The 20,096-nt window shown below is 33.2% G+C and carries 25 protein-coding genes; 15 read left to right on the top strand and 10 right to left on the bottom strand.

The window, feature by feature from the left end:
• Positions 1 to 38 precede the first annotated feature (38 nt).
• The 6 genes from F1Z66_RS10520 (at position 39) to F1Z66_RS15570 (ending at position 3,928) form a co-directional block, all read left to right on the top strand.
• Positions 39 to 1,097, top strand: coding sequence for a class I SAM-dependent methyltransferase (locus F1Z66_RS10520; protein ID WP_201448566.1), 1,059 nt, complete (start codon positions 39 to 41; stop codon positions 1,095 to 1,097).
• A gap of 387 nt (positions 1,098 to 1,484) precedes the next feature.
• Positions 1,485 to 1,856, top strand: a complete 372-nt coding sequence (locus F1Z66_RS10515; RefSeq protein WP_149863575.1) for a hypothetical protein — start codon at positions 1,485 to 1,487, stop codon at positions 1,854 to 1,856.
• Positions 1,857 to 1,958: 102 nt separating this feature from the next.
• Complete coding sequence (locus tag F1Z66_RS10510) at positions 1,959 to 3,155, top strand: Rieske 2Fe-2S domain-containing protein (protein ID WP_149863574.1); 1,197 nt, start codon at positions 1,959 to 1,961, stop codon at positions 3,153 to 3,155.
• Positions 3,156 to 3,190: 35 nt separating this feature from the next.
• Positions 3,191 to 3,352, top strand: coding sequence for a hypothetical protein (locus F1Z66_RS15575; RefSeq protein ID WP_154670549.1), 162 nt, complete (start codon positions 3,191 to 3,193; stop codon positions 3,350 to 3,352).
• Positions 3,353 to 3,619: 267 nt separating this feature from the next.
• The gene (locus tag F1Z66_RS16285; RefSeq protein ID WP_255437918.1) at positions 3,620 to 3,751 is read left to right on the top strand and encodes a hypothetical protein; all 132 of its coding nucleotides are present in this window, start codon (positions 3,620 to 3,622) and stop codon (positions 3,749 to 3,751) included.
• A gap of 30 nt (positions 3,752 to 3,781) precedes the next feature.
• A complete protein-coding gene (locus F1Z66_RS15570) occupies positions 3,782 to 3,928 on the top strand; it encodes a hypothetical protein (RefSeq protein ID WP_154670548.1) in 147 nt (48 codons plus the stop codon).
• Positions 3,929 to 4,104: 176 nt separating this feature from the next.
• Here the strand turns inward: F1Z66_RS15570 and F1Z66_RS10505 are convergent, their stop codons facing one another.
• Complete coding sequence (locus tag F1Z66_RS10505; protein ID WP_230207522.1) at positions 4,105 to 4,215, bottom strand: hypothetical protein; 111 nt, start codon at positions 4,213 to 4,215, stop codon at positions 4,105 to 4,107.
• Positions 4,216 to 4,780: 565 nt separating this feature from the next.
• On the bottom strand, positions 4,781 to 5,140 hold the full coding sequence (locus tag F1Z66_RS10500; RefSeq protein WP_149863572.1) for a hypothetical protein: 360 nt from the start codon (positions 5,138 to 5,140) through the stop codon (positions 4,781 to 4,783).
• 378 nt (positions 5,141 to 5,518) lie between these two features.
• Here F1Z66_RS10500 and F1Z66_RS10495 point away from each other — a divergent pair, with 378 nt between their 5' ends.
• Positions 5,519 to 5,707, top strand: a complete 189-nt coding sequence (locus F1Z66_RS10495) for a hypothetical protein (RefSeq protein WP_149863571.1) — start codon at positions 5,519 to 5,521, stop codon at positions 5,705 to 5,707.
• Positions 5,708 to 6,370: 663 nt separating this feature from the next.
• Here the strand turns inward: F1Z66_RS10495 and F1Z66_RS10490 are convergent.
• Positions 6,371 to 6,793, bottom strand: a complete 423-nt coding sequence (locus tag F1Z66_RS10490; protein ID WP_149863570.1) for a hypothetical protein — start codon at positions 6,791 to 6,793, stop codon at positions 6,371 to 6,373.
• 127 nt (positions 6,794 to 6,920) lie between these two features.
• Between F1Z66_RS10490 and hsp20 the strand changes: the two genes are divergently transcribed.
• A complete protein-coding gene (gene hsp20 / locus F1Z66_RS10485; protein ID WP_230207521.1) occupies positions 6,921 to 7,595 on the top strand; it encodes an archaeal heat shock protein Hsp20 in 675 nt (224 codons plus the stop codon).
• A 389-nt stretch (positions 7,596 to 7,984) separates the two neighbouring features.
• Positions 7,985 to 8,377 carry a hydrogenase maturation nickel metallochaperone HypA gene (locus F1Z66_RS10480; RefSeq protein WP_149863569.1) on the top strand — a complete coding sequence of 131 codons (393 nt, stop codon included), beginning with the start codon at positions 7,985 to 7,987 and terminating at the stop codon, positions 8,375 to 8,377.
• A gap of 280 nt (positions 8,378 to 8,657) precedes the next feature.
• Here the strand turns inward: F1Z66_RS10480 and F1Z66_RS10475 are convergent, their stop codons facing one another.
• Both F1Z66_RS10475 and F1Z66_RS10470 read right to left on the bottom strand, forming a co-directional pair.
• Positions 8,658 to 9,008 carry a hypothetical protein gene (locus tag F1Z66_RS10475; protein WP_149863568.1) on the bottom strand — a complete coding sequence of 117 codons (351 nt, stop codon included), beginning with the start codon at positions 9,006 to 9,008 and terminating at the stop codon, positions 8,658 to 8,660.
• A gap of 26 nt (positions 9,009 to 9,034) precedes the next feature.
• Positions 9,035 to 9,622 carry an AsnC family transcriptional regulator gene (locus tag F1Z66_RS10470; protein ID WP_159357436.1) on the bottom strand — a complete coding sequence of 196 codons (588 nt, stop codon included), beginning with the start codon at positions 9,620 to 9,622 and terminating at the stop codon, positions 9,035 to 9,037.
• A 102-nt stretch (positions 9,623 to 9,724) separates the two neighbouring features.
• On the opposite strand from F1Z66_RS10470, the gene F1Z66_RS10465 reads away from it, so the two are divergent.
• On the top strand, positions 9,725 to 10,306 hold the full coding sequence (locus tag F1Z66_RS10465; RefSeq protein WP_149863566.1) for an SRPBCC family protein: 582 nt from the start codon (positions 9,725 to 9,727) through the stop codon (positions 10,304 to 10,306).
• Positions 10,307 to 12,097: 1,791 nt separating this feature from the next.
• Complete coding sequence (locus tag F1Z66_RS10460; RefSeq protein WP_149863565.1) at positions 12,098 to 13,222, top strand: L-dopachrome tautomerase-related protein; 1,125 nt, start codon at positions 12,098 to 12,100, stop codon at positions 13,220 to 13,222.
• Positions 13,223 to 13,500: 278 nt separating this feature from the next.
• Here the strand turns inward: F1Z66_RS10460 and F1Z66_RS10455 are convergent, their stop codons facing one another.
• On the bottom strand, positions 13,501 to 13,932 hold the full coding sequence (locus F1Z66_RS10455; protein WP_149863564.1) for a YidH family protein: 432 nt from the start codon (positions 13,930 to 13,932) through the stop codon (positions 13,501 to 13,503).
• Between the two features lie 1,395 nt (positions 13,933 to 15,327).
• The gene (locus tag F1Z66_RS10450) at positions 15,328 to 17,007 is read right to left on the bottom strand and encodes a YncE family protein (RefSeq protein WP_159357437.1); all 1,680 of its coding nucleotides are present in this window, start codon (positions 17,005 to 17,007) and stop codon (positions 15,328 to 15,330) included.
• Between the two features lie 140 nt (positions 17,008 to 17,147).
• Between F1Z66_RS10450 and F1Z66_RS10445 the strand changes: the two genes are divergently transcribed.
• Positions 17,148 to 17,507, top strand: a complete 360-nt coding sequence (locus F1Z66_RS10445; protein WP_149863562.1) for a hypothetical protein — start codon at positions 17,148 to 17,150, stop codon at positions 17,505 to 17,507.
• Between the two features lie 473 nt (positions 17,508 to 17,980).
• Here the strand turns inward: F1Z66_RS10445 and F1Z66_RS10440 are convergent, their stop codons facing one another.
• A complete protein-coding gene (locus F1Z66_RS10440; RefSeq protein ID WP_149863561.1) occupies positions 17,981 to 18,196 on the bottom strand; it encodes a hypothetical protein in 216 nt (71 codons plus the stop codon).
• 208 nt (positions 18,197 to 18,404) lie between these two features.
• On the opposite strand from F1Z66_RS10440, the gene F1Z66_RS10435 reads away from it, so the two are divergent.
• A complete protein-coding gene (locus tag F1Z66_RS10435; RefSeq protein WP_149863560.1) occupies positions 18,405 to 18,665 on the top strand; it encodes a hypothetical protein in 261 nt (86 codons plus the stop codon).
• 215 nt (positions 18,666 to 18,880) lie between these two features.
• Here the strand turns inward: F1Z66_RS10435 and F1Z66_RS15565 are convergent, their stop codons facing one another.
• On the bottom strand, positions 18,881 to 19,048 hold the full coding sequence (locus tag F1Z66_RS15565; protein ID WP_154670547.1) for a YybH family protein: 168 nt from the start codon (positions 19,046 to 19,048) through the stop codon (positions 18,881 to 18,883).
• A 45-nt stretch (positions 19,049 to 19,093) separates the two neighbouring features.
• Positions 19,094 to 19,261 carry a hypothetical protein gene (locus tag F1Z66_RS15560; RefSeq protein WP_154670546.1) on the bottom strand — a complete coding sequence of 56 codons (168 nt, stop codon included), beginning with the start codon at positions 19,259 to 19,261 and terminating at the stop codon, positions 19,094 to 19,096.
• Positions 19,262 to 19,506: 245 nt separating this feature from the next.
• Between F1Z66_RS15560 and F1Z66_RS10430 the strand changes: the two genes are divergently transcribed.
• A complete protein-coding gene (locus F1Z66_RS10430; protein WP_149863559.1) occupies positions 19,507 to 19,698 on the top strand; it encodes a hypothetical protein in 192 nt (63 codons plus the stop codon).
• Between the two features lie 98 nt (positions 19,699 to 19,796).
• Positions 19,797 to 19,991: a hypothetical protein gene (locus F1Z66_RS10425; RefSeq protein ID WP_149863558.1), complete on the top strand. Its 195-nt coding sequence runs from the start codon at positions 19,797 to 19,799 to the stop codon at positions 19,989 to 19,991.
• The last annotated feature ends 105 nt before the right edge of the window (positions 19,992 to 20,096 follow it).

Raw genomic sequence — 20,096 nt, 5'->3', positions numbered from 1 at the left:
TGACTACTACCTCTACTATAAAGGAGGGTTGAATACGATTGGTAATTGACAATACAAAGATGCATGAATTCATTGGAAAAGTAGTCAGTGAATGGGGTGCGGCCGAGGGTGCATTAATAACCTTTATCGGTGATAGACTTGGATTGTTCAAGGCTATGGCAGAATCTGGTCAATTAACATCCGATGAGTTGGCAAAAAAGACTGATACCCATCCGCGAATAATTAAAGAATGGCTGGCTGCTCAAGCAGCTGGTGGTTATGTTATCTATGATAAAGCTAGTGATACCTATACTCTTCCTGAAGAACATGCTGTCGCTCTTACCGACGAGAGTAGTCCGGTTTACGTGGCAGGCTTTTACCAATCATTAGTTAGTCTTTTTAAAGACGAAGAAAAAATTATTGAGGCATTTAAAACAGGTAAAGGGCTAGGATGGGGGGATCATCATCACTATCTTTATGAAGGTACCGCGCGATTCTTTAAACCTAATTATGTGGCAAACCTTACAAGTAACTGGATTCCTGCTCTTGACTCTGTTGAAGACAAGCTCAAAAAAGGTGGAGCCAAAGTAGCAGATGTAGGATGTGGCCACGGTGCATCAACAATATTAATGGCAAAAGCATATCCCAATTCAAATTTTATAGGATTTGACTCTCACAAACCCTCGATAGAAAGGGCCCGAGAATTGGCTACAAAAGAAAATCTTCAAAATGTAAAATTTGATGTGGCAAAGTCTACTGATTATCCTGGTGATGATTATGATTTAGTTGCATTCTTTGATTGCTTTCACGATATGGGTGATCCAAGGGGAGCAGCTAGGCATGTACTTGAAACGCTAAGGAAGAAAAATGGCACCTGGATGTTAGTAGAACCCTTTGCAAATGATAAACTTGAGGATAATTTAAATCCTCTTGGAAGGGTATTCTATTCAGTATCGTCGATCGTATGCGTTCCTGCTTCCTTGAATGAAGATGGTCCAGGTTTGGGTGCACAGGCTGGTGAACAGAAAATATCAGAAATAATAAAATCTTCAGGGTTTTCAAAATTCCGACGGGCTACGCAGACCCCATTTAACCTAGTGTTTGAGGCAAAGCCTTAAACTATCTTGTGGATGCATCTATTATTTCGAGAGATTTATCGATATAACGTATTTTATTATCTTTGATATTAAAAATAAGATCATCAATATGATGGAAGCTTACTATCACTGGGACCTTGATTCCTATGCGCCCGGATTGTCACTAATCGATTTATTAAATCAATCAAAAAAAGCACTAATTTGCAAAAAATATGTCAACCATTAGTCGTACTGGGAGATGTTAAAGAAACCTGCTAATTTGATTTTATATCTTAATTCTAAAATTGTCAATGTAATAGAGTATTGCACCTAGTTAGCAAATTCGATATATTTTTTTATGTTAGCAAATATGTGTAAAAAACAAAAATTATTCACAACAACAATAACAATAACAAAAGCAAAAAACTTGTGATAGCATCAATAGCAATAGTGGTCGCTTTGGATCTTTTCGCAAGTCCACTGGTAGCCGCAGATGACGTCTTTGCAACGTATAAGAAAGCAAAGCAGTCATCAAGTCAAAATGCTGGATGTGTCACTGGTGGAACAATATTCCTCTCATGTAATAACCTAGGCTTCCAACATCAAAAAAACACTGGTAACAATGCATTAGGTCAAAGTGGTCATGGCGGCAACTTTACAGACCAAAGCATCAGCCAATCACAATTCTCAAACAAAACAAGTAATGTAGATTCAGGTGTAAACACGGTAGGCTCTGGTAACAACTTTAATTCTCAAAGTCAAACAAACACCCGTAACAACGCAGCAGCTCAACAAGGATAAATTCGAAATACATCTCCTTTTTTTAAAGTATTTGATTTTTGATTGATATAATAAATTGGAAAGATAATGCCCTTAGATATATTATGTTCTTTATAAAAAGTTGTGAATGAAGGAGAAGATGAAGGATTAGATACTAAGAATAATTCTTCATATCATTATGTAGCTTTAACCACCGACATAAAAAATGGATCGTCAATGAGTTTTTCTATCAAAACCGAAAGAGAAAAAGTTACACAAATAGCAGTTTTTAATGTTGATGGAAAGTATTACGCAATTTCTAATTTATGTGCACACAAAGGAGGACCGCTAAGTAAAGGACTCCTTCAAGGAGATGTAGTAACTTGTCCATGGCATGGATGGAAATATTCTGTCAAGACTGGTAGATCTCCACATGAAGGTGGCGATAGTGTTAATTCTTATCCTGTTAAAATAATAAATGGCAAAATATATGTTAATTCTATTCCTTCTCACATAGGAAAAAGTATATTTCAACCTCATCAAGATTATTTGAATCTAAAAGAATCGGTTGATCAATATTTGATACATAAATCCAACGATAGTATTCTTCCTGTAGATGATAAAAAAATAAGAATTCTTGGGATTTCTACTACTAATGCTAATGATAAGATCGCGCCACGTCAAAGCACCTCGGAGGATGCATTGACCTTTGCTTTGGAATACGCAAAGAAGAAACTAAATGCAGAAACGGTCATGATTAAACTTCGAGAATTAGAATTTAGTCATTGTGAGGGGTACTATTCAAAGAACGCTAATGCATGTATTTTTCCTTGTTCAATTTCAGAAAGGGATAGTGAAGATCAGATGATACAAATTTATGAAAAAGTAATTCTTTGGGCTGATATAGTGGTAATTGCCACTCCAATAAGATGGGGTAGTGCAAGTTCATTATATTACAAGATGATTCAAAGAATGAACTGTGTTCAAAATCAAATGATTACGAATGATCGGTATCTTATAAGAGATAAGGTGGCTGCATTCATAATTACGGGGGGTCAGGACAATATTCAACACGTTGCAGGTGAACTGATGTCATATTGGTCGCAATTGGGATTCATATTTGGCAAATTCCCATTTGTTGGTTGGACTAGAGGCTGGTATGCTGAAGATATGGAAAATAATTATGACAAAATGATCTCCAGCCTAAGTGCGAATACACATAATACAAAAGAATATAGAAATCATGATATGTATAGTGATCTGGCCAAGACTATTAAGGGTGCTTTCAAAATAGCATTACTTGTAAAACAAAACAGATATGATCAAAACGTTTTTGCATAGAGTAAATGAAATCAATAGTTGATAGAGAGGCTATTATGAGCCAGCTCCGTGTTTGGCCTTTCCTCTCTACCGAAATAATGACCTTCGGTGAACGGAACAGAAACCCGGGTCATCCTTTCTATGGTATTTTAGCAACATTTTATTTAAATAATGACCATCCATATATTGAACATGTAGCCTTAATCAAACACGGATAGTGAATTTAGTTAATGTCTTTTTTTAATATGCTAGCATTTAGTATTTGATAACTTTATTTTCGATTAAGCATAAGATAGTTATTAAATTAGTAACATGTGATTTGTAAATGAAGTAAATTAATATCCAGAATGAAAATTGGATTTAACTCGAGAATTCGTAAATGATCTTATTATAATTGGTAATATACCATATTACCATTATGTAGATGGGATTATCTATTCTATTTATAGGATCTTGGGCCAAAACTCTTGTAAAGTAAGCATTGGTTGGAAAGATACAATAAGAAAGAGGTAAGAGGTCTAAATAACTTTGATTTAGGTAAAATTCAGGGTGTATCAAATGGATTGGTCTTTACCCAAAGAGGATCAGTTAATTTAGAACCATTTTGTATTCCTTAAAAGATGGTGGCAAGTTATGATGGAAATATTTTGCGATTTAAAATTTCTGAAGATGTACCTTTAAACAAATATAGAGGAGAGTCTACCGAAACACTTTCACAAGCACCAGGATCAACTACAACGACCTTTTATGAGCAAGAGACACCATTGAAAGAAAAGGATGTGGATACTGATTAATTAACGACTTATTTAATAAATGGAGGACAGAACAGATATATTAAAAAAAGAACATATGGGATTAGACTACCTAGAAGTTTTTTAAACTAATCATTTCATGAGTAATTATAAATGCCTCATATATTGCAGCACTTTAGTATATAGCTTATTCTCTTCGAGTGGTAAAAGAAGATATGTCACTCACCTATACCACTTGCAGCTCTTTCAACGACTTCTGAAAGTGCAGGATGAATATGTATTGTATCTGATATGCTGTCTATGGTTCCATCACCTGTTCTCATTGTAATTAATACTTCGTGAATTAATGTTGATGCTTCAGTTCCAAGAATATGACCACCAAGAATTTTTCAATTTTCCTTATCAACTAGGAATTTAACAAAATCCTGTCTATCCTCTATTGCCAAGCCCATTCCAGTCTCTATGTAAGGATATATTGATTTCTGATATTTGATTTTATTTTGTTTTTTTTAGTTGTTGTTCTGTTTTCCCAACCCCTGCTACCTTCGGTGAACTAAATATGGCATGAGGCATTGCAGTATGATCCACTTTGATCATATTTTTTTATCACTTGACGATAAATTCAGATTATGATAATTAACAAATCTTTTTATTGATTCGTTAAACAAAATAGTCATATTCAATCCAATGCATCTATTATGTTATGACTATACTATAGAACTGAATGTAATGAGGACTTTAATCCCCAAGCGTCCAAACACCGTGAACTCCTGTCTGATAATTAAAAAATGATTCGACATAGTGGAATTTTTATAGACGGTCATGCAAAATTAACCTCAAGTTATCTTTAATCATTTCCGTAGTGTGTTTTGTTAGTGAAATGACATCTTTTTGTTACTGTAAAGGATTATTGGTATGACCAACAACCTTGTCTCCTTTGGCTACTGAGCAGCATATACACTCTAGTTGAATACATTGACTAGATTCTGTATGTTCGCATATCGCACAAAGACATCTTCTGTCCACTTTTGACTTTTTTGTTTGACTTTTTGTTTTTGTAATGTATATCCAATAAACAATAAGAAATATTCCAACTAGCATTATGATAAGTGATGGTATTATTGTTCGTAATGTGAGTAACAATATGCTAAATGCTATTGTAGCAATACCGCCAATGAATGGCCATACAGCCGTCCTATTTTTGGCGTTTCTGAGATCCTTTTTATTATTCTTGTTATTCCTATTATTACTCATCTTTACTCTTTTGCTTCCTCAACAGTAATGGTGTTTTCATATTCATCGTAATTCTTTCTTTTCTTTTTTCGAATCTTTCTTACTTCCTCTAGAATTTCCTTCAGCTTCTCTTCAGAAACCTTTGAGATTTTCGAATCGCATTCAATGCCTTCTGCATCTAATACTTTTTCAGTACATTCAATTATTTCTTTTTTTGTTTTCTTTTTCTTCTTCAGTAAGGAGACTCAAACTTAGAAATCTTATGAATGCGAATTCGCTCATATTATGATTTAGCCAAATCTAGTTTATAATATTATTCACACGAAATAAATTTATGTCTACTTATCCTTAAAGATGAAAACTTGTGGGTCTATATTTAGGATCTTTTGACTGATTTCCATGATAAATTTCTCAAATAACTGTGATACTAAAAACTCTGAACATGAAGATGAGAATCAAAGGTTGAGGGCAGATGGGCTTTTGGAGAAAAAGGTAGCGAGAACAAGAAGTATGACTGACCATCTTGCCCTCACTTGTATATGTGTAGAGATAATAGTGAATTCGTCACAAGATAATCCAATCAAATAGGTTTCTAAAAGAATGGCCTTTTGTTCATGGCTTTATGTGTTGGAATGATTCCTTTCACATCACCACCTATATTCTATATTGTCAAAGAGATATTTGCAATTTTCTAAATCATTTAAGATAAATCTGTTAACATAAAGTTAAAATTTGTTTTTGTGTGTATATATATTATTTTTTTAGTTAAATAAGCAATCAAATTAGGTTTTAATAGTCAAGCATTGTTAATTCCTTTATTTATTTTATATTGTTTGATCCTTTGATATGTTCCCTAAGGATGATGACTGATCAAAGGAATAGGTATGTTTTCCTTATTTAATATACAATTACCAAAAAATACAAAAAAAACAATGGGAATAATACATAAGGAACTTCACTATTTCATTTGCAAACCAAGCTAGGTTGAGTCTAATTGATTAAATTGTTGGTCAACTTGTACAACATTCTATCTTTGAGCATACTCAAATGAAATGGTTGGAGGTTAATTTTTGCCTTGATTGCTTGATGTATTCAATTGATATTTGTAATAACCTTTGCACCACCAAAGAAAAAAATTAAATAAAAAAATGTTTTATTACTTTTTTTATATATGGAAGGTAAAATAAAAAAAGGTTTAAACCTTATCTATCAGTTTAAGATTTTTTCCAACTAAAAGGCCTACCTTCTAACTCATTTCTGATACTGCATTGTGCTACCTTTCTTTCCTGAATACATTATACCGGATAACCATTTTCTAACAGTCATGAAAGCAATAATACCAGTCATTACTGATGCCCCAAAGGCTATCAAAATTTCGTTTGTTGACAGGTTGTGTAACTCGGGAACACCGTTTCCAAATGCACCAGGAGACAGAGCTGCTTCGACTTTGGATCGAGCCATCTCTAACGATTGATACCATGGATCAGTTGTTACTTGTAACTGTGCTAGTTGCGCATAAGCTGAAACTCCTCGATTAGGAATGGATGCGAGAGGAAGCCCGGCTAGTGCAGAGATAAAACCAACTGACAATAATTTAGGTAGCGATTTTACCATCATTACTACTTGGTCTTGGCCCGTATGGATGATTTTATTTACAAACTGCCTTGAGTTCATAATGAAATCACCAAAATTTATATTTGAATATAGAAAATATAAATTTTACTTTATGTAATAATAATGACATTATGTCAGAAAAATATTTATTCTTTTTTTGATAATAGATAGTAGGTGATCAAAAAGTATGAGTATGTTACCCTACGACAACTTTAATTGGTTTAGAAGATTTTTTGATCGTAACCACCGTCGGATGAGAAGTGGACGACCTGATTTCTTTGATATCGATCCATGGAGTGAATTTGAAGAGATGGAAAGAGATCTGAATGATATGTTTGATCAGTTCAAATACATATCAAAGAACTCTCCAAAAGAATTGATAAGAGAATATGAAGCAGAAGATGGAAGTAAGGTCAGAGAGGTTGGCCCAATAGTCTATGGATATTCGATGACTATTGGACCTGATGGCAAACCTCACATAACAGAATTTGGAAATATTAAACATTCACCAATAAGAGGATTGAGAAATAACAGGCATAATGGCACAGGTTTCAGCATTGGTCCCCAAATAACAGCCGAAAGAGAACCATTGGCAGACGTAACTATTACTGATAAAGAAGTAAAAGTTATTTTAGAAATACCTGGAGTAAAAAAGGATGATATAAAAATAAACGTTTATGATAATGAAGTAGAAATATCAACAAATGATGCAAAAAGAAGATATCATAGAACGATAGAATTACCTGACGAAACCGATGTTGATACTGCAAAGTCTACTTATAACAACGGGATACTTGAGGTAACTTTTAACTTGAGGAAAAAAGAGTCCAAGTTCAAAGGAAAAGAAATTAAAATTGACTAGCAGATGTAAGTAAAAAACTTAAAAAACCTGCTTTCATCTTTTTTTCTAGTTTAACAAATAAATAGATATACTCTGTCGGTTTATTGTCGAGCCATATTTTTGAAGCAAAGTTTTATCGTTAAAATTAACTCCATTTATTTTAATATTTGAAGTAGTTAAGATAACCACAATATTGCCCCAGTATCTTCTGACCTCAAGTTAACAATATTTAGTTCACATTTTGTATAACCCGATCATAATTCCATTATCAAAATTAAGATATTTGGTTGGCACTTGGACCATTCATATTAAATTGGACTCTAACTGTGGAGACATAAAAAGTAAAATTTAATTATTTGTTTTGACATATTAAATATTGTTCATTCATCTTCAATAATGGAGTGTGTGAGATGTCAAAAATAGGTGATTACAAAAATTTTGATGGCCTTGATAAGAATTATTTTGTGTGGTTTGTAATATATATTTCAATTGGGATGATTCTGTATTTTACATTACCTTTTCCGATATCATTATTAATATATTTGGGGATAATACTAATATTACAGACATTTAGAATAAAAAAAACTCGACATTCTTATCAAATCAATATATCTGATATTTCCAAAAAAAACAATAAGAACAAGGGATTTAGAGGGTTCATTCAATCCATTTCAGATACTTTGTTCTATAATCCTTATTCGCCAAGATCTGAACCGTTAAGATTTGTTTGTATGACTTGTAACAATGAACATAACAAGAGAAGATGTCCTAATTGTGGATCTGGAGCAGTTAAGGTGAAATAATCTTTATCGATTTTTCCTTTTTATAAGGTGACATGATTCTTCAATAATGTCGAATTTCATTTCAATATTTTGGTATTTGATGATCTTAGATATTACTTGCGAAAAACAATTCTATAAAATACTCTTCCTAAGCAAAAGCAGAAGAAGCTCAGAGCAAAATCTGCAACGCCTTTATTCTTTTTTTATGGGTCCACTTTAATTTAGGTTTATCCTAATTTTGATCTCTATTTCATAGTTCGATTGCTACAAGACATTTAGTCTGCAGGGTTGATTACTGTTATTAATATATAGGATTATTTATTTTAATAGATTCATGTAAAAGTGGTCGTCGTTGTGAAATTCTGTTACTGATTTCTTTTATTATCCAATCATCGTTAAATTGCCATTTTGTAAGTATGTATACATCTGCACTTTTAACCTCTTCAAAGGACCTTACCTTGGTTAAAATTGAATCAACTGTAAATACATTCTCAGCAACGAGTACAAAAGTCAATCTGTCCTCTGAATCAATTACACCAGGACTATATAGAATGTTCTCTTGAAATTCCGAATACATTCGTTCAAGTACACTCTGACGATGAACTCTTGTAGTTATCATCGGAATGGCAAATTGAATATATCCTATCATCAAAGATGGGCTACACTGGATTGAGAAATCTAAGATGTTTGAATCCTTAATCCTAGTAAGGCGTCTAGTGCGGTTTTCTCAGATATTCCTACTTCTTTGGCAATATCTGCCATTTCTGTCCTAGCACCATTTAGTAGTAAACATTTAATTATTCTCAAATCTGTTTCGCTTAGTACAACTGGTTCGATGCGGCTTTCTAAAACAAAGATACTCACGACTGTTGCAGGCATTAAGCGATGATTTAACGTTCGAACAAATAAATCGTCCAATGGTTTTTTGATGAGTAGAGCTGCCACACAAGTTCCTCCCATATGATAAACATAGTATGCAATGTCACCAAGCTGTTTTATACGCTTAATGATGTCATCTTTATTTATTCCATTACTAGTTCTTACAAGCACAATAACTACCTTAAAACCAAAAGCTGCTGGATTAACCCGAACTACAAATTTTTCGATGACCCTTCGGTGTATCATCTTCTTAACTCTTGCTTTAACACTTTTTGAAGTTAGGCCAACCTCTGATCCTATGCTATTAAAAGAAGATCTGCTGTTTTTTGCTAACGTGGAAAGGATGATAAGATCAGTTTTATCAAGTACTATTGTCCCTTTCTCCACAGTCACTCTCTAATTGGTGCAAAAGCAAGTTATAAAGTTGTCTGATATTGGGAGTTTTACTTCCACCAAAGATAAGTATCTGTATAGATATATAATTATGATATGAAAGAATTTGAAACGACAAACAAAAATGGTATACAACAATTGTCTTCAATTGAGGAACCAGAAAGAAGGTTAACGAATACTCCTCCTAAAGGAACAGTAACCATTGAAGGAGAGTATGGAACAATAAAGTTTGAACGAAGATTTGAGCATCCAAAAGAAATAGTCTGGGAGGCAGTTACAGACCAAGAAAAGATATTCAAATGGTTGCCAGATTACAAAGGAACCTTTGAGGGACATAATAATGGTAAAATTGATCTTCTTAATACTGTATCCGGATCCCATATAACTGGGAATGTTCTTGCTTATGAACTTTACCGTATTTTTGAGCATGAATGGTTTATTGCTCCTAATCAAATGTTCCCTAAAGGTGAGCCTGAGTCGGTTATCAGATGGGAACTCAAACAAGATGGTGACTCTAATACAGTTGTTACCATAACTCACAGCCACCTCACAAAATCGACAGCTATGACTTTTGCTCCGGGATGGCATGCTTATCTGGATCGGCTTGAAGCTGTGTTGGACAGTCAAATACCACCGAATTGGTCGCAACGGTTTGCAGAGGTAAAAGAATTGTATTAGCGCCAAATTGGGCCTCCGGACAATGGGTAGGCTTGACTCCTTTCTAGGACTTTGCCGACATTGATGGCTGGATTAAATTTATTTAACGAGGTATTGGTGAACTCAGCATCCCACCGGCAAATCTGTATATAGTACTATTTTTCAGAATTAATTTTATATATTTCAATATGAGTCATATACTGTCCTTAAAGCAATGCCAAAAAAAGATTGAATTCACAACTTAAGGATAGCGATGTATCATTTCAAAGGAACATCTCTTGTCGTCGTCAATATCGACCTTTCTTTCATTGTTGCTTTCTATTGTTATTTCTGCCAAAAGTGATTATCAAGATCTACAGTATATCTTTAGATGACTTTTAGAGGGTAGACTACATAACATAGATTTTAAAAAAAGAGAAGACATAAAAAAAGAGAAGATGACTCAACACAACATTTGATCTGTCTTGATTCGCTAGTGGTTTTTTAGCATCGAGCTTCCTGTTAGGTGATCGTTTTTGTTGACGGGGGAGGAATCTGTCTTGATTGATCCGGATATATACAACAAGCCGAGATAAACTATTCAGAAATTGATCAGAATTTAACTCTGGCCTCCCTTGGCCATGAGATTATCATGATCTAATTTATTACCCTTTTCTTCCCTAATATCTCTTCTTAGAAGCCATGATTTGAATGGTCTTTAAAGAATCGTTTTTACTCAATTATTTTCTTTTTCTCAGCCTTGAGTGGCAACAATAACATTTGATTTCGGTAGTGTTAAATGCTTTTTGACAAACACTACATTTAGAGTTTAGTTTCATGAATGTAGAAGCGTTTATAGATCTTTCGTCAGAACATTTGCCTTTGCACATAAGATCTAAACTAGTCTAAAATTTTTATACTTTTCCACATTCTTTTTATATTTACATTCTTTTTATAGTGATAGACATTAGAATATTATGTAACTCCATTACCACAGACAACTTAATCCAATTTGAATCAGGATGTTACTACTTAATTTATCAAAGCTATCGGATAAAGTATCGAAAAGTATTTTTTGAGGTCAAATAATTCACTATGATATTAATATGACAGGTAATGCGACACAAACAGAGAATATTACTTTAGTCAATCAAGTTGATAATATTGGGAGCCAGTCGTTAACCTAGGATCCCTCAATAGAGGAACCTGTTGGTTAATTTTTTTATATTCTCAGTGATCCGGTCACTGCTTACTAATTTTTTGGTACGTATCTATATTATTCCTTGAATGCGGATTCATTGAAATCAAATAATGTTATAAATCTACTCGATATTTGTAAAATTATGCAAGGATTGTGAAATTGAATAAAGACTTTAGAAACTCGGCATATCGGCATATTAAGGAAATTCCAAGCATAAGGTGTTTTATGCTACTTTCCAACTGCTGAATCTATGGGTATCTTGCTGAACAAACTTCTAACAGTTGACTGGAAGACAAAAACTGGAATCTTTATAACTTCTATCTAGATAGTAATCTTTATTGTAAACTACTTTGATGGTATTTGGAAAATAGTACATTAATGACTTTCAGGTTTGTATTATCTGGATTAATGGATAAATGCAGGACAATTACAACCTGGGAAGGAGTATTTTGTCTTATCATGATTAAAAAACTATGATATTATTAATTACGATTATACTTACCTACATGTGGCTAAAAGCGATATCATTGCAATAGTAGATATTATAATTACTTTGCTTAATCATACATCTTATCTATTTGTAATGTGTTTTCAATTACACTGTATGTCAAACAATTTTGGGAGACAATGCTATGTCTAACGATATTCCGTCGGTTGAATTGCCATCCTCAGAACCATTAGGTGCTTTAGAGCCTGTAGCTTTCTTTAATGATGCTATGCCAACTGGTGTGGCAGTATCTCATACGGGGCGCATCTTTGTAAACTTTCCAAAATGGGGAGATGATGTCAAATTTACTGTGTCAGAAATTCGAAATGGTCAGCCTGTTGCTTATCCTGATGAATCAATAAACGAGATGGATCAAGAAGATCAGGCATCAAAACTGGTATCTGTACAGTCTGTAGTTATTGACCCGGCAGATCGATTGTGGATTCTTGACACGGGTAGTCCACTTTTTAAGCCCACAGAATACGGTGGTCCTAAGTTAATCTGCGTAAATTTAGATACCAACAAAGTAGTTAAAAAGATCTTGTTTCCTCAAACTATAGCTCAACCCACCTCTTATCTCAATGATGTTCGCTTTGATCTACGCAGGGGAAAGGAAGGGATAGCATTTATTACAGATTCATCTCAGAAAGGAGCCAACTCAATCATAGTGGTTGATCTTCACTCCGGGGAAAGCTGGCGTCGACTTAATGATCATCCTTCAACTAAATCAGAAGATATCAAAACTTTTCTTCCTCTTGTGGAAGGAAGGCCATTTTTAGAGCATAAACCTGATGGAACTATAAAACATGGTGCAAGTATGGGTGCAGATGGGATTGCAATAAATGCAGATGGTTCGCGACTATATTATTGTCCACTTGGAAGTCGTAAATTGTATAGTGTGGCCACCGATGCACTTGTCGATCGCGATATTTCCGAAGAAGAGGTTGCAAGTACTATACAAGACCATGGAGACAGAGGAGGTGCTTCTGACGGTCTTGAATCAGACTCTGAAGGAAATATATATTCAACAAATTATGAGCATAATGCAATTCTTCAACTTAGATATTCGGATAAGGTATGGGAAACCGTGGCATATGATCCTCGTTTATTATGGCCCGACACACTTTGCCTCGCAACTGATGGGTACCTCTATGTTACTTCAAATCAGTTACATCGTCAAGCCCGTTATAATAAAGGGAAGGATCTGCGGATAAAACCGTATGTCTTATTCCGTGTACGAGTAAACGCAAAACCTGTATTGTTAAGATAGAGTATACATGAAGTGTATTTTTTTGATTCTATTAAACATTCATAGATGCTATCATTTGAGTTAATGAAATCTCTAACAAGATTAATGCTAACATAGCAGTTATGATAGAGTGGAATAAAACAGAACCTTACTTTTATACTGTGGAAAACTAAATTCAACCAGCATAAGTTGAATATTTTATTTATTGGACCATATCTAAATTTGTAAATTGCATTTACGGCAGATAAATAAATGATTGACATCTATTGACGTCTAACATCAGATTGTAATTAGCAACACTAAGTTGATGGAACTAGAGATAGATATATGAATACAACTATGCTCAAAAGAACAATTATTGCAGTTGTAAAATAAATTGTTTTTTGATTCGGTGAGTAGGTTTGTGTTTTTATTGATTTGTGTGCATTGAGATAGTTCTTCAATGCGAGCAATATCAATAGAATGGCTAAAAATATAATACCAATTCCAATCCAATTAGAAATTTGATCAATTGGGAACTGGGGTTCATGTAAGCTAAATTCGGGCCTATCTACAGAATTCCTTTGTATTATGATTCGGAACTCCGTCAGGAAGAAGCTAAATTTAGATATTATGAATCCAAGACCGATTAGTGCAATACTGGTTCTTACCCACGATAGGAATGTCCTTTCATTTGCAAGATATTGTTGTGAGCGATCAGTTTTTTGTTTATCATCATTATTGTCGACCACATTATTACATCAACCAGAAACTATTATAGTATGCTATAATGAATCCCAAATATTGTACAACAAAGATTGAAAAAAACTATCTGTTGAATTTTCATTAATGTAATGCGTATATTAGAACCCTCACTTCCGGGAAATTTAATCCCAATCGTCCAGACTATTACTAAATATCACACAAAATCCATCAGATATTTACCTTTCTGTTATGTTCCATCTTCTGAGAATCTGTTGTACTGTGAATTATTAGCGAATCAAGCCTACTATCACTAGCAACCTAAACACCCATTGATGAGAACTTAACCCAACATGTAGTCAGTACCTCGCAGTTAACATGTCCATTTCTCACAAGTAACCATCTCTGGTTGCTAAAGATCAATTGAGTTAAATACTGCCCAACAAATTGATATTAAAAAACCAGATCCAAGTGTAACCAAAATATTTCTTTATATTTTTGATTAATTTATTTATATTAATATATTCAACAATCTGATGATTATGAATTATTTCTATAAAATTTGATTTTTATTTCTCTGAAAAAATACAACCTGTGTCAGTTGATAAGCAAAACCATAATTAATTTCCCTTAATATATATGTACACGGTTTCATATATCAGTAGAAGACAGGACAAAATATTCAATTCTCTCTATGTATAGTGGTATTATTCATTTAATTTTATTTTCTGTATTACTTTTAAGATATAAAGTAATCAGAATCTTACAGGATTAGTTAACACTACTACTCATGCTGCTAAGAAGTCCACATGTTCTATAAATTAAATACCTAATCTTTTGCGTATTCTTTTTGAGAACATTGTGACTTATTATTAACTGGTATGGAGAAAGTTTTCTTTCTTATGTTTTGGAGCAAAATCCATAGTGATTACATACTACTTTACCGAGACTGGCAACAACGATTAAAATTCTCTAATAGGATATTGATACACTCTTATGTCTAATTGACACTTGTGATTTTTGAGTATATAGCTATAGAAGCAAAATTATGTAGCCAGTTAATCTACTTTTTGAAGTAAATCGCTTGCCTAAACAGACTTTAACCTGGAAATAGATTTCTTGGCTTACTTTTTTTAGCTAATGTCCTTGTTATGAAAAGATTTATGATTTCACCGCAGACCTATTTAACAAGGCCTGTTCATCAAATCTTCCTATGTATTCAATATCTATTTGCTTCAAATTTTATTCTTAAGATAATAATACAAAGTTTCAAAGCATAAATAAATTGAATCCCCTATTTGATGCTTGGATTATATTCATCATCATCATCATCATCATATCATATCCCCGCACCTCCAAACTCTATGATATGTTCCTACATTAGCAGTAATTAAATAAGAAAGGATAATAATATTAATATAGTATTCTAATCGATCTCACTAAATCTACATATTACTAATTTTGTTAATATAGTTTAAAAGTCTCTTATCCAAAAAATCAAATTGAAAATCTGTTAATGATCCACGTCTATATGTATTAAAAATATCTCTTCTCAGGTTCTCTAATTTTATTATACTCTCTGTCCTATCTCCAATGTCTGCATCTTCAATTGTCTTATTGGTAATTTGTATTAATTTGTTAAATTTCCTTCTTTGACTTCCTTTGAAGAACCAACCTAAAAGTACCGAGAGCATACCCATAATACCTCCTGTTAAAAATATGTATTGTTCTGTCGACAAAGCGGGTCTGAAATTAGCTATGATGTTACCGTAATCACTTGATTCGAATTCTAGAGGATTATTGTTGCTATTTAGCAACCCTGACCATGAATCAAATGTATATCCTCTCTCTGGTATTGCTTTGCATGAATTTATGTTGTTCTTTACAAACGTAGTTGTATTTTGATCGATACTTTTTACATTATTACATTCTACAAAACCCGAATTTTCAGGGCGACTATTAAAACTTACTTTTACAATACCATCATCTAGTTTACCATTTATCAATGAAATGCTATTAGATGCGGTATTAGTTACATAAATTAAATTCGATACAGGATCAATTCCGATAAAACTTGCGATTAGTGGAAATGCTACGTTATTAGGTATAACATAAGGATAATTTTCCAACCCATCAAATGTTGATGGATTAACTTGAATGTTTTTTATTTTGTTGAGATTGGTTTCATTTATTACACTGACAGAACTTGATTCCGTGTTACTAACGTAGGCTTTTCCAGATAGTGGATTTGTTTTTACTCCTACCGGTGATTTGCCAACGGCTATAGTTTTGATGAGCGAGTCATTCGTACCGTTAATTACCGACAGGGAATTAGATAAAAAATTGGTTACAAAAATCAGATTTCTTTTGGTGTCAATATCAATACCCGAAGGCGCCATACCTACATCGATGTTTTGGAGAACTGTAAAATTATTGCTGATTCTCTTATCCAAAACTGTAACCGTGGAATTAGCAATGTTTGATACATAGATTTTTTCCGAAATTGGATTTATACCAATACCATATGGGGAATGGATTCCATGTATGGTATTTATGACTTTGTTTGTAATTCCATCAATTACAGAAACGGAGTTAGAATCTATGTTTGCAACGTATACCCAGTTATTAGATGGGTCTACCCTAACTTGGATTGGAGATAAACCTACTGTAATATTGTCAATGATTGAATTGGTTGAACCATCGATTACAGTTACATCATTTGATCCTCTATTAGTCACGTATATACGGTCGTTAAATAAATTGGAATCAACACTATATGGAAACGTGCCTACAGTGATGGTGTCTATCAGTTTATCAGTATTAGTATCATAAACTGAAACAGTGTTGGAGTATTGGTTGGCTACATATATTCTATTTGCGTGAGGATTAACTGCTATACCGACAGGTAAACTTCCAGTTGAAATACCTGAAGGCAGAATTCTGTTTGCCTCTTGACCAAAAACTATGTTTAATGATTCATTATTTACTTTATCTGTTGTAGTGACCTTGTTTTCAAGATCTTTGGCAATAGAAAATTTTGCATAATCAAAACTCGAGTAAAATTCAGACGTCAGAATTAATAAAACAATAGATATTGAAATTATAATCATAATCGAATTTTGCATAAAAAGATCTTTAATTTTATTTAATATAACTGGTTTTGTATTCCAAACACGCATACAACAAAACACAAGGTATTTTAATACCTGATTTCAAAATTTTTAACACCGTAACTTTTATTTTGTAATAAGACTACAAGATCACAATGAATCTCTGGTCTAACTCTGTATTTACACTCGCATTAGTTCTTTCATTTTATATTTCTTATAGTTCTATTGTTATTTCAAATTCTATGGCATTGCCATATTTATCCATTCAAGTAACAGAAAATAAGGAAGCTGGCACTTTTAGTTCTTTGAGTAGAAATTTTGACCAAACTGTTGCTGATATTAACAATGACAATAGTAGCTCTACAGCAGAAACAGCCAACGATAATGATGGAAGCTCTACAGCAGAAACAGCCAACGATAATGATGGAAGCTCTACAGCAGAAACAGCCAACGATAATGATGGAAGCTCTACAGCAGAAACAGCCAACGATAATGATGGAAGCTTACAGGAATAGCATGCATTTTAACAATGCCAGCATTTTGATTTTCCACTGAGCTGACTCTTGGGATACAATAAATTATTTTAAACAGAAATTATTTTTGATTTCAACGTAATCATATTTTTTGTATCATTCTATTTGACATCATATAAATTTGAAATTCATTTATGCATATCGTTCAAATAAAAAATTCTGCATAAAGAGGATTTTGTCTTGGTTATCTTAACTATGTGAGAATATGTCATAGGGTATAAAGAATGAAGCCACTCCTTAGACTTGTTGCAATACTGTTCTGACTATGTCTTTAAAAACCTAGAAAATTACAATGTGACATTATCGCTATTACAATATTTGGAGCAAGTTACATTTGGATTTCATATGGTCATAGATCAAATGATGCCAGATTGTTGACAAAATTGATGATGTTTCTATCAATACAATCAATTACTTTAAAACAATCATATAATCATATTAGAAGATGTATATTACTAATTATCACCCTTAAGAATATCGAGCACTTCTTCTGTTTTTTTCTCCAAATCAGATAACCGAGTCTTGATATCGGAAATTTCTTCTAGTACCCTTTGATTCGCATTAATAGATGATTCTAGTGTGGTATCCATATATGAAGGATTGTTCAAGACCTCGTGGTCTTTGAAATGTTTTTCTGGTGGACTAGGATCTTCTATGCGATTATAGATCATATGGTGCAGCTGAAAACTAGTGATATAAAACTTTCTATCTTAAATGTTGGTTGAGTCATGGATAGCTAGAGATCTTATCACCTAACTGTGAATCAGTATACGTTGAATTTACGTGATTGAAATTCAATGAGTCATAGATTACATTACCATTACTATTTAGAGTTACGAATCCATTACCCTTTATATAATATGTTTAATAGAATAATCCATGGTTTCAAGTATCAATTGGGATGAAACTATAAAAAAAGAAGCAAGAGGGATAAATGATGCTAATTTTGGAGAGGTTCAAAATGTGTCAAATGGAAATGTTATCGTTGAAAGGGGCATAATTGAGAAGGAAAAATTCATTATTCCCCAAGATAAAGTAGAAAGTTACGATGGTGAAGTAGTTCGATTTAGTGTATCAGAACAAGAAGCTCAAAACAAATTCTACAATGATCCTTCGACTTCAGTCGACGACATTGTCTAAATGATATAAAATAACTAATAACCTTCTTTTCTTATGGATGAATAAAAATAAAATTAATGATAGTATCTGAATGATCGGATTAACAGTCAGTTTCAACAAAGTAGTGGCTTTTCATACAGGACATGTACTTAAATAACTGCATTTAATTTAAAAGTGTGATTATTTACCTCATAAACAAGTGAATCACATACGTGATGTTTTTTTGGATTCGGAAATTAATTAATTCCCCAAGGATTTTCTATGACCATTAGCCATGTGTTATCAGACTGACGGCGAAAAACAATTGAGCCATTGCCCGTATGATTTACAGGAGTGCCATCTAACTCTTTTCCATTCAGAGACCACTCGGTGATTAAAAGTGCAAGATTATCAGCATAATACACTCTTTTTGTTTTTGCTTCTAATTTGATTCCCTTGCTGATGAAGTCTTATGCTTCGCGGATCGTATTTACATCCTTGATTTCTTGACCTGGTTGATTTACAAAAGAAGCCTCTTTCTCATATAATGTCATTAAGAAGTCGATATTTCCTTTATTGAATTCCCTTACTTGGGAATTTAGTAACTCCTCGGGGGTGGCAAATCTTGGCATATTCATTAATTCGTCTGTCTAAATAAATTAAACTCGTATGTTTTAAAGTTGATGGTATCACATTTTTTCAATCAAAAGACGTTAAACAACCTTTACTTTTAAACTTCTTTGAATTGAACCATTTAAAGAAATACTATGATCAATATTATCGATGATAACAATATGTACTTATATCGCTTAATTTTAACCTTAACTTGATCGAACTTGAGATATACTTGATATAAATATTATATTTTCATGATTAGAATGGAATGAATATTGAAATAAACCCTAGCACGGGTAAAGTAGTAGAACTTTTCGGATCCACAATAGAATTTCTAACTTCTCCACAGGATGCTGAAAGCGATTTTTGTATTCTCAGAGGCACAATACCTGATAACGTCCAAGTCCCTATTCACTCTCATCCTGACACAGAAGATTTTTTGTTATTTCCGGAGAATTAGAATGTTTAAGAAGGGTTGATGGAATTAATGAATGGATCAAAGCAAAGTCTGGTGATCATATTCATGTTCCCTCCAATGCTCATCATGCCTGGCGTAATTTGTCAGTCTCAGTTACGATAGTTAATATTCTAACCACCAAAAAGATGGGGCATTTCTTTCAAGAATTCGGGAGATCGCCTGATAATCATAATTTACTTTCTCCTACGTCACAAGACCTTCTTCATTTATCCACAATTAGTAAAAAATATGGATATTGGAATGCTTCTTCCGAAGAAAATAAATGGTTGGCATAAGTCTGAATTTTTAATTCAAACATTTGATCGTATAAACAAATATCTATGCAGTTATTGTATGTATGTGCATCCAGTTTAAATTCCGTAGGCTTCCTATTGCTTGTT

The sequence above is a fragment of the Candidatus Nitrosocosmicus agrestis genome, from assembly GCF_008389435.1.
In the GTDB taxonomy this organism is placed as follows: domain Archaea; phylum Thermoproteota; class Nitrososphaeria; order Nitrososphaerales; family Nitrososphaeraceae; genus Nitrosocosmicus; species Nitrosocosmicus agrestis.
The sequence above is the reverse complement of the archived record's forward strand: the minus strand, read 5'-3'. Positions and strand labels throughout refer to the sequence as shown.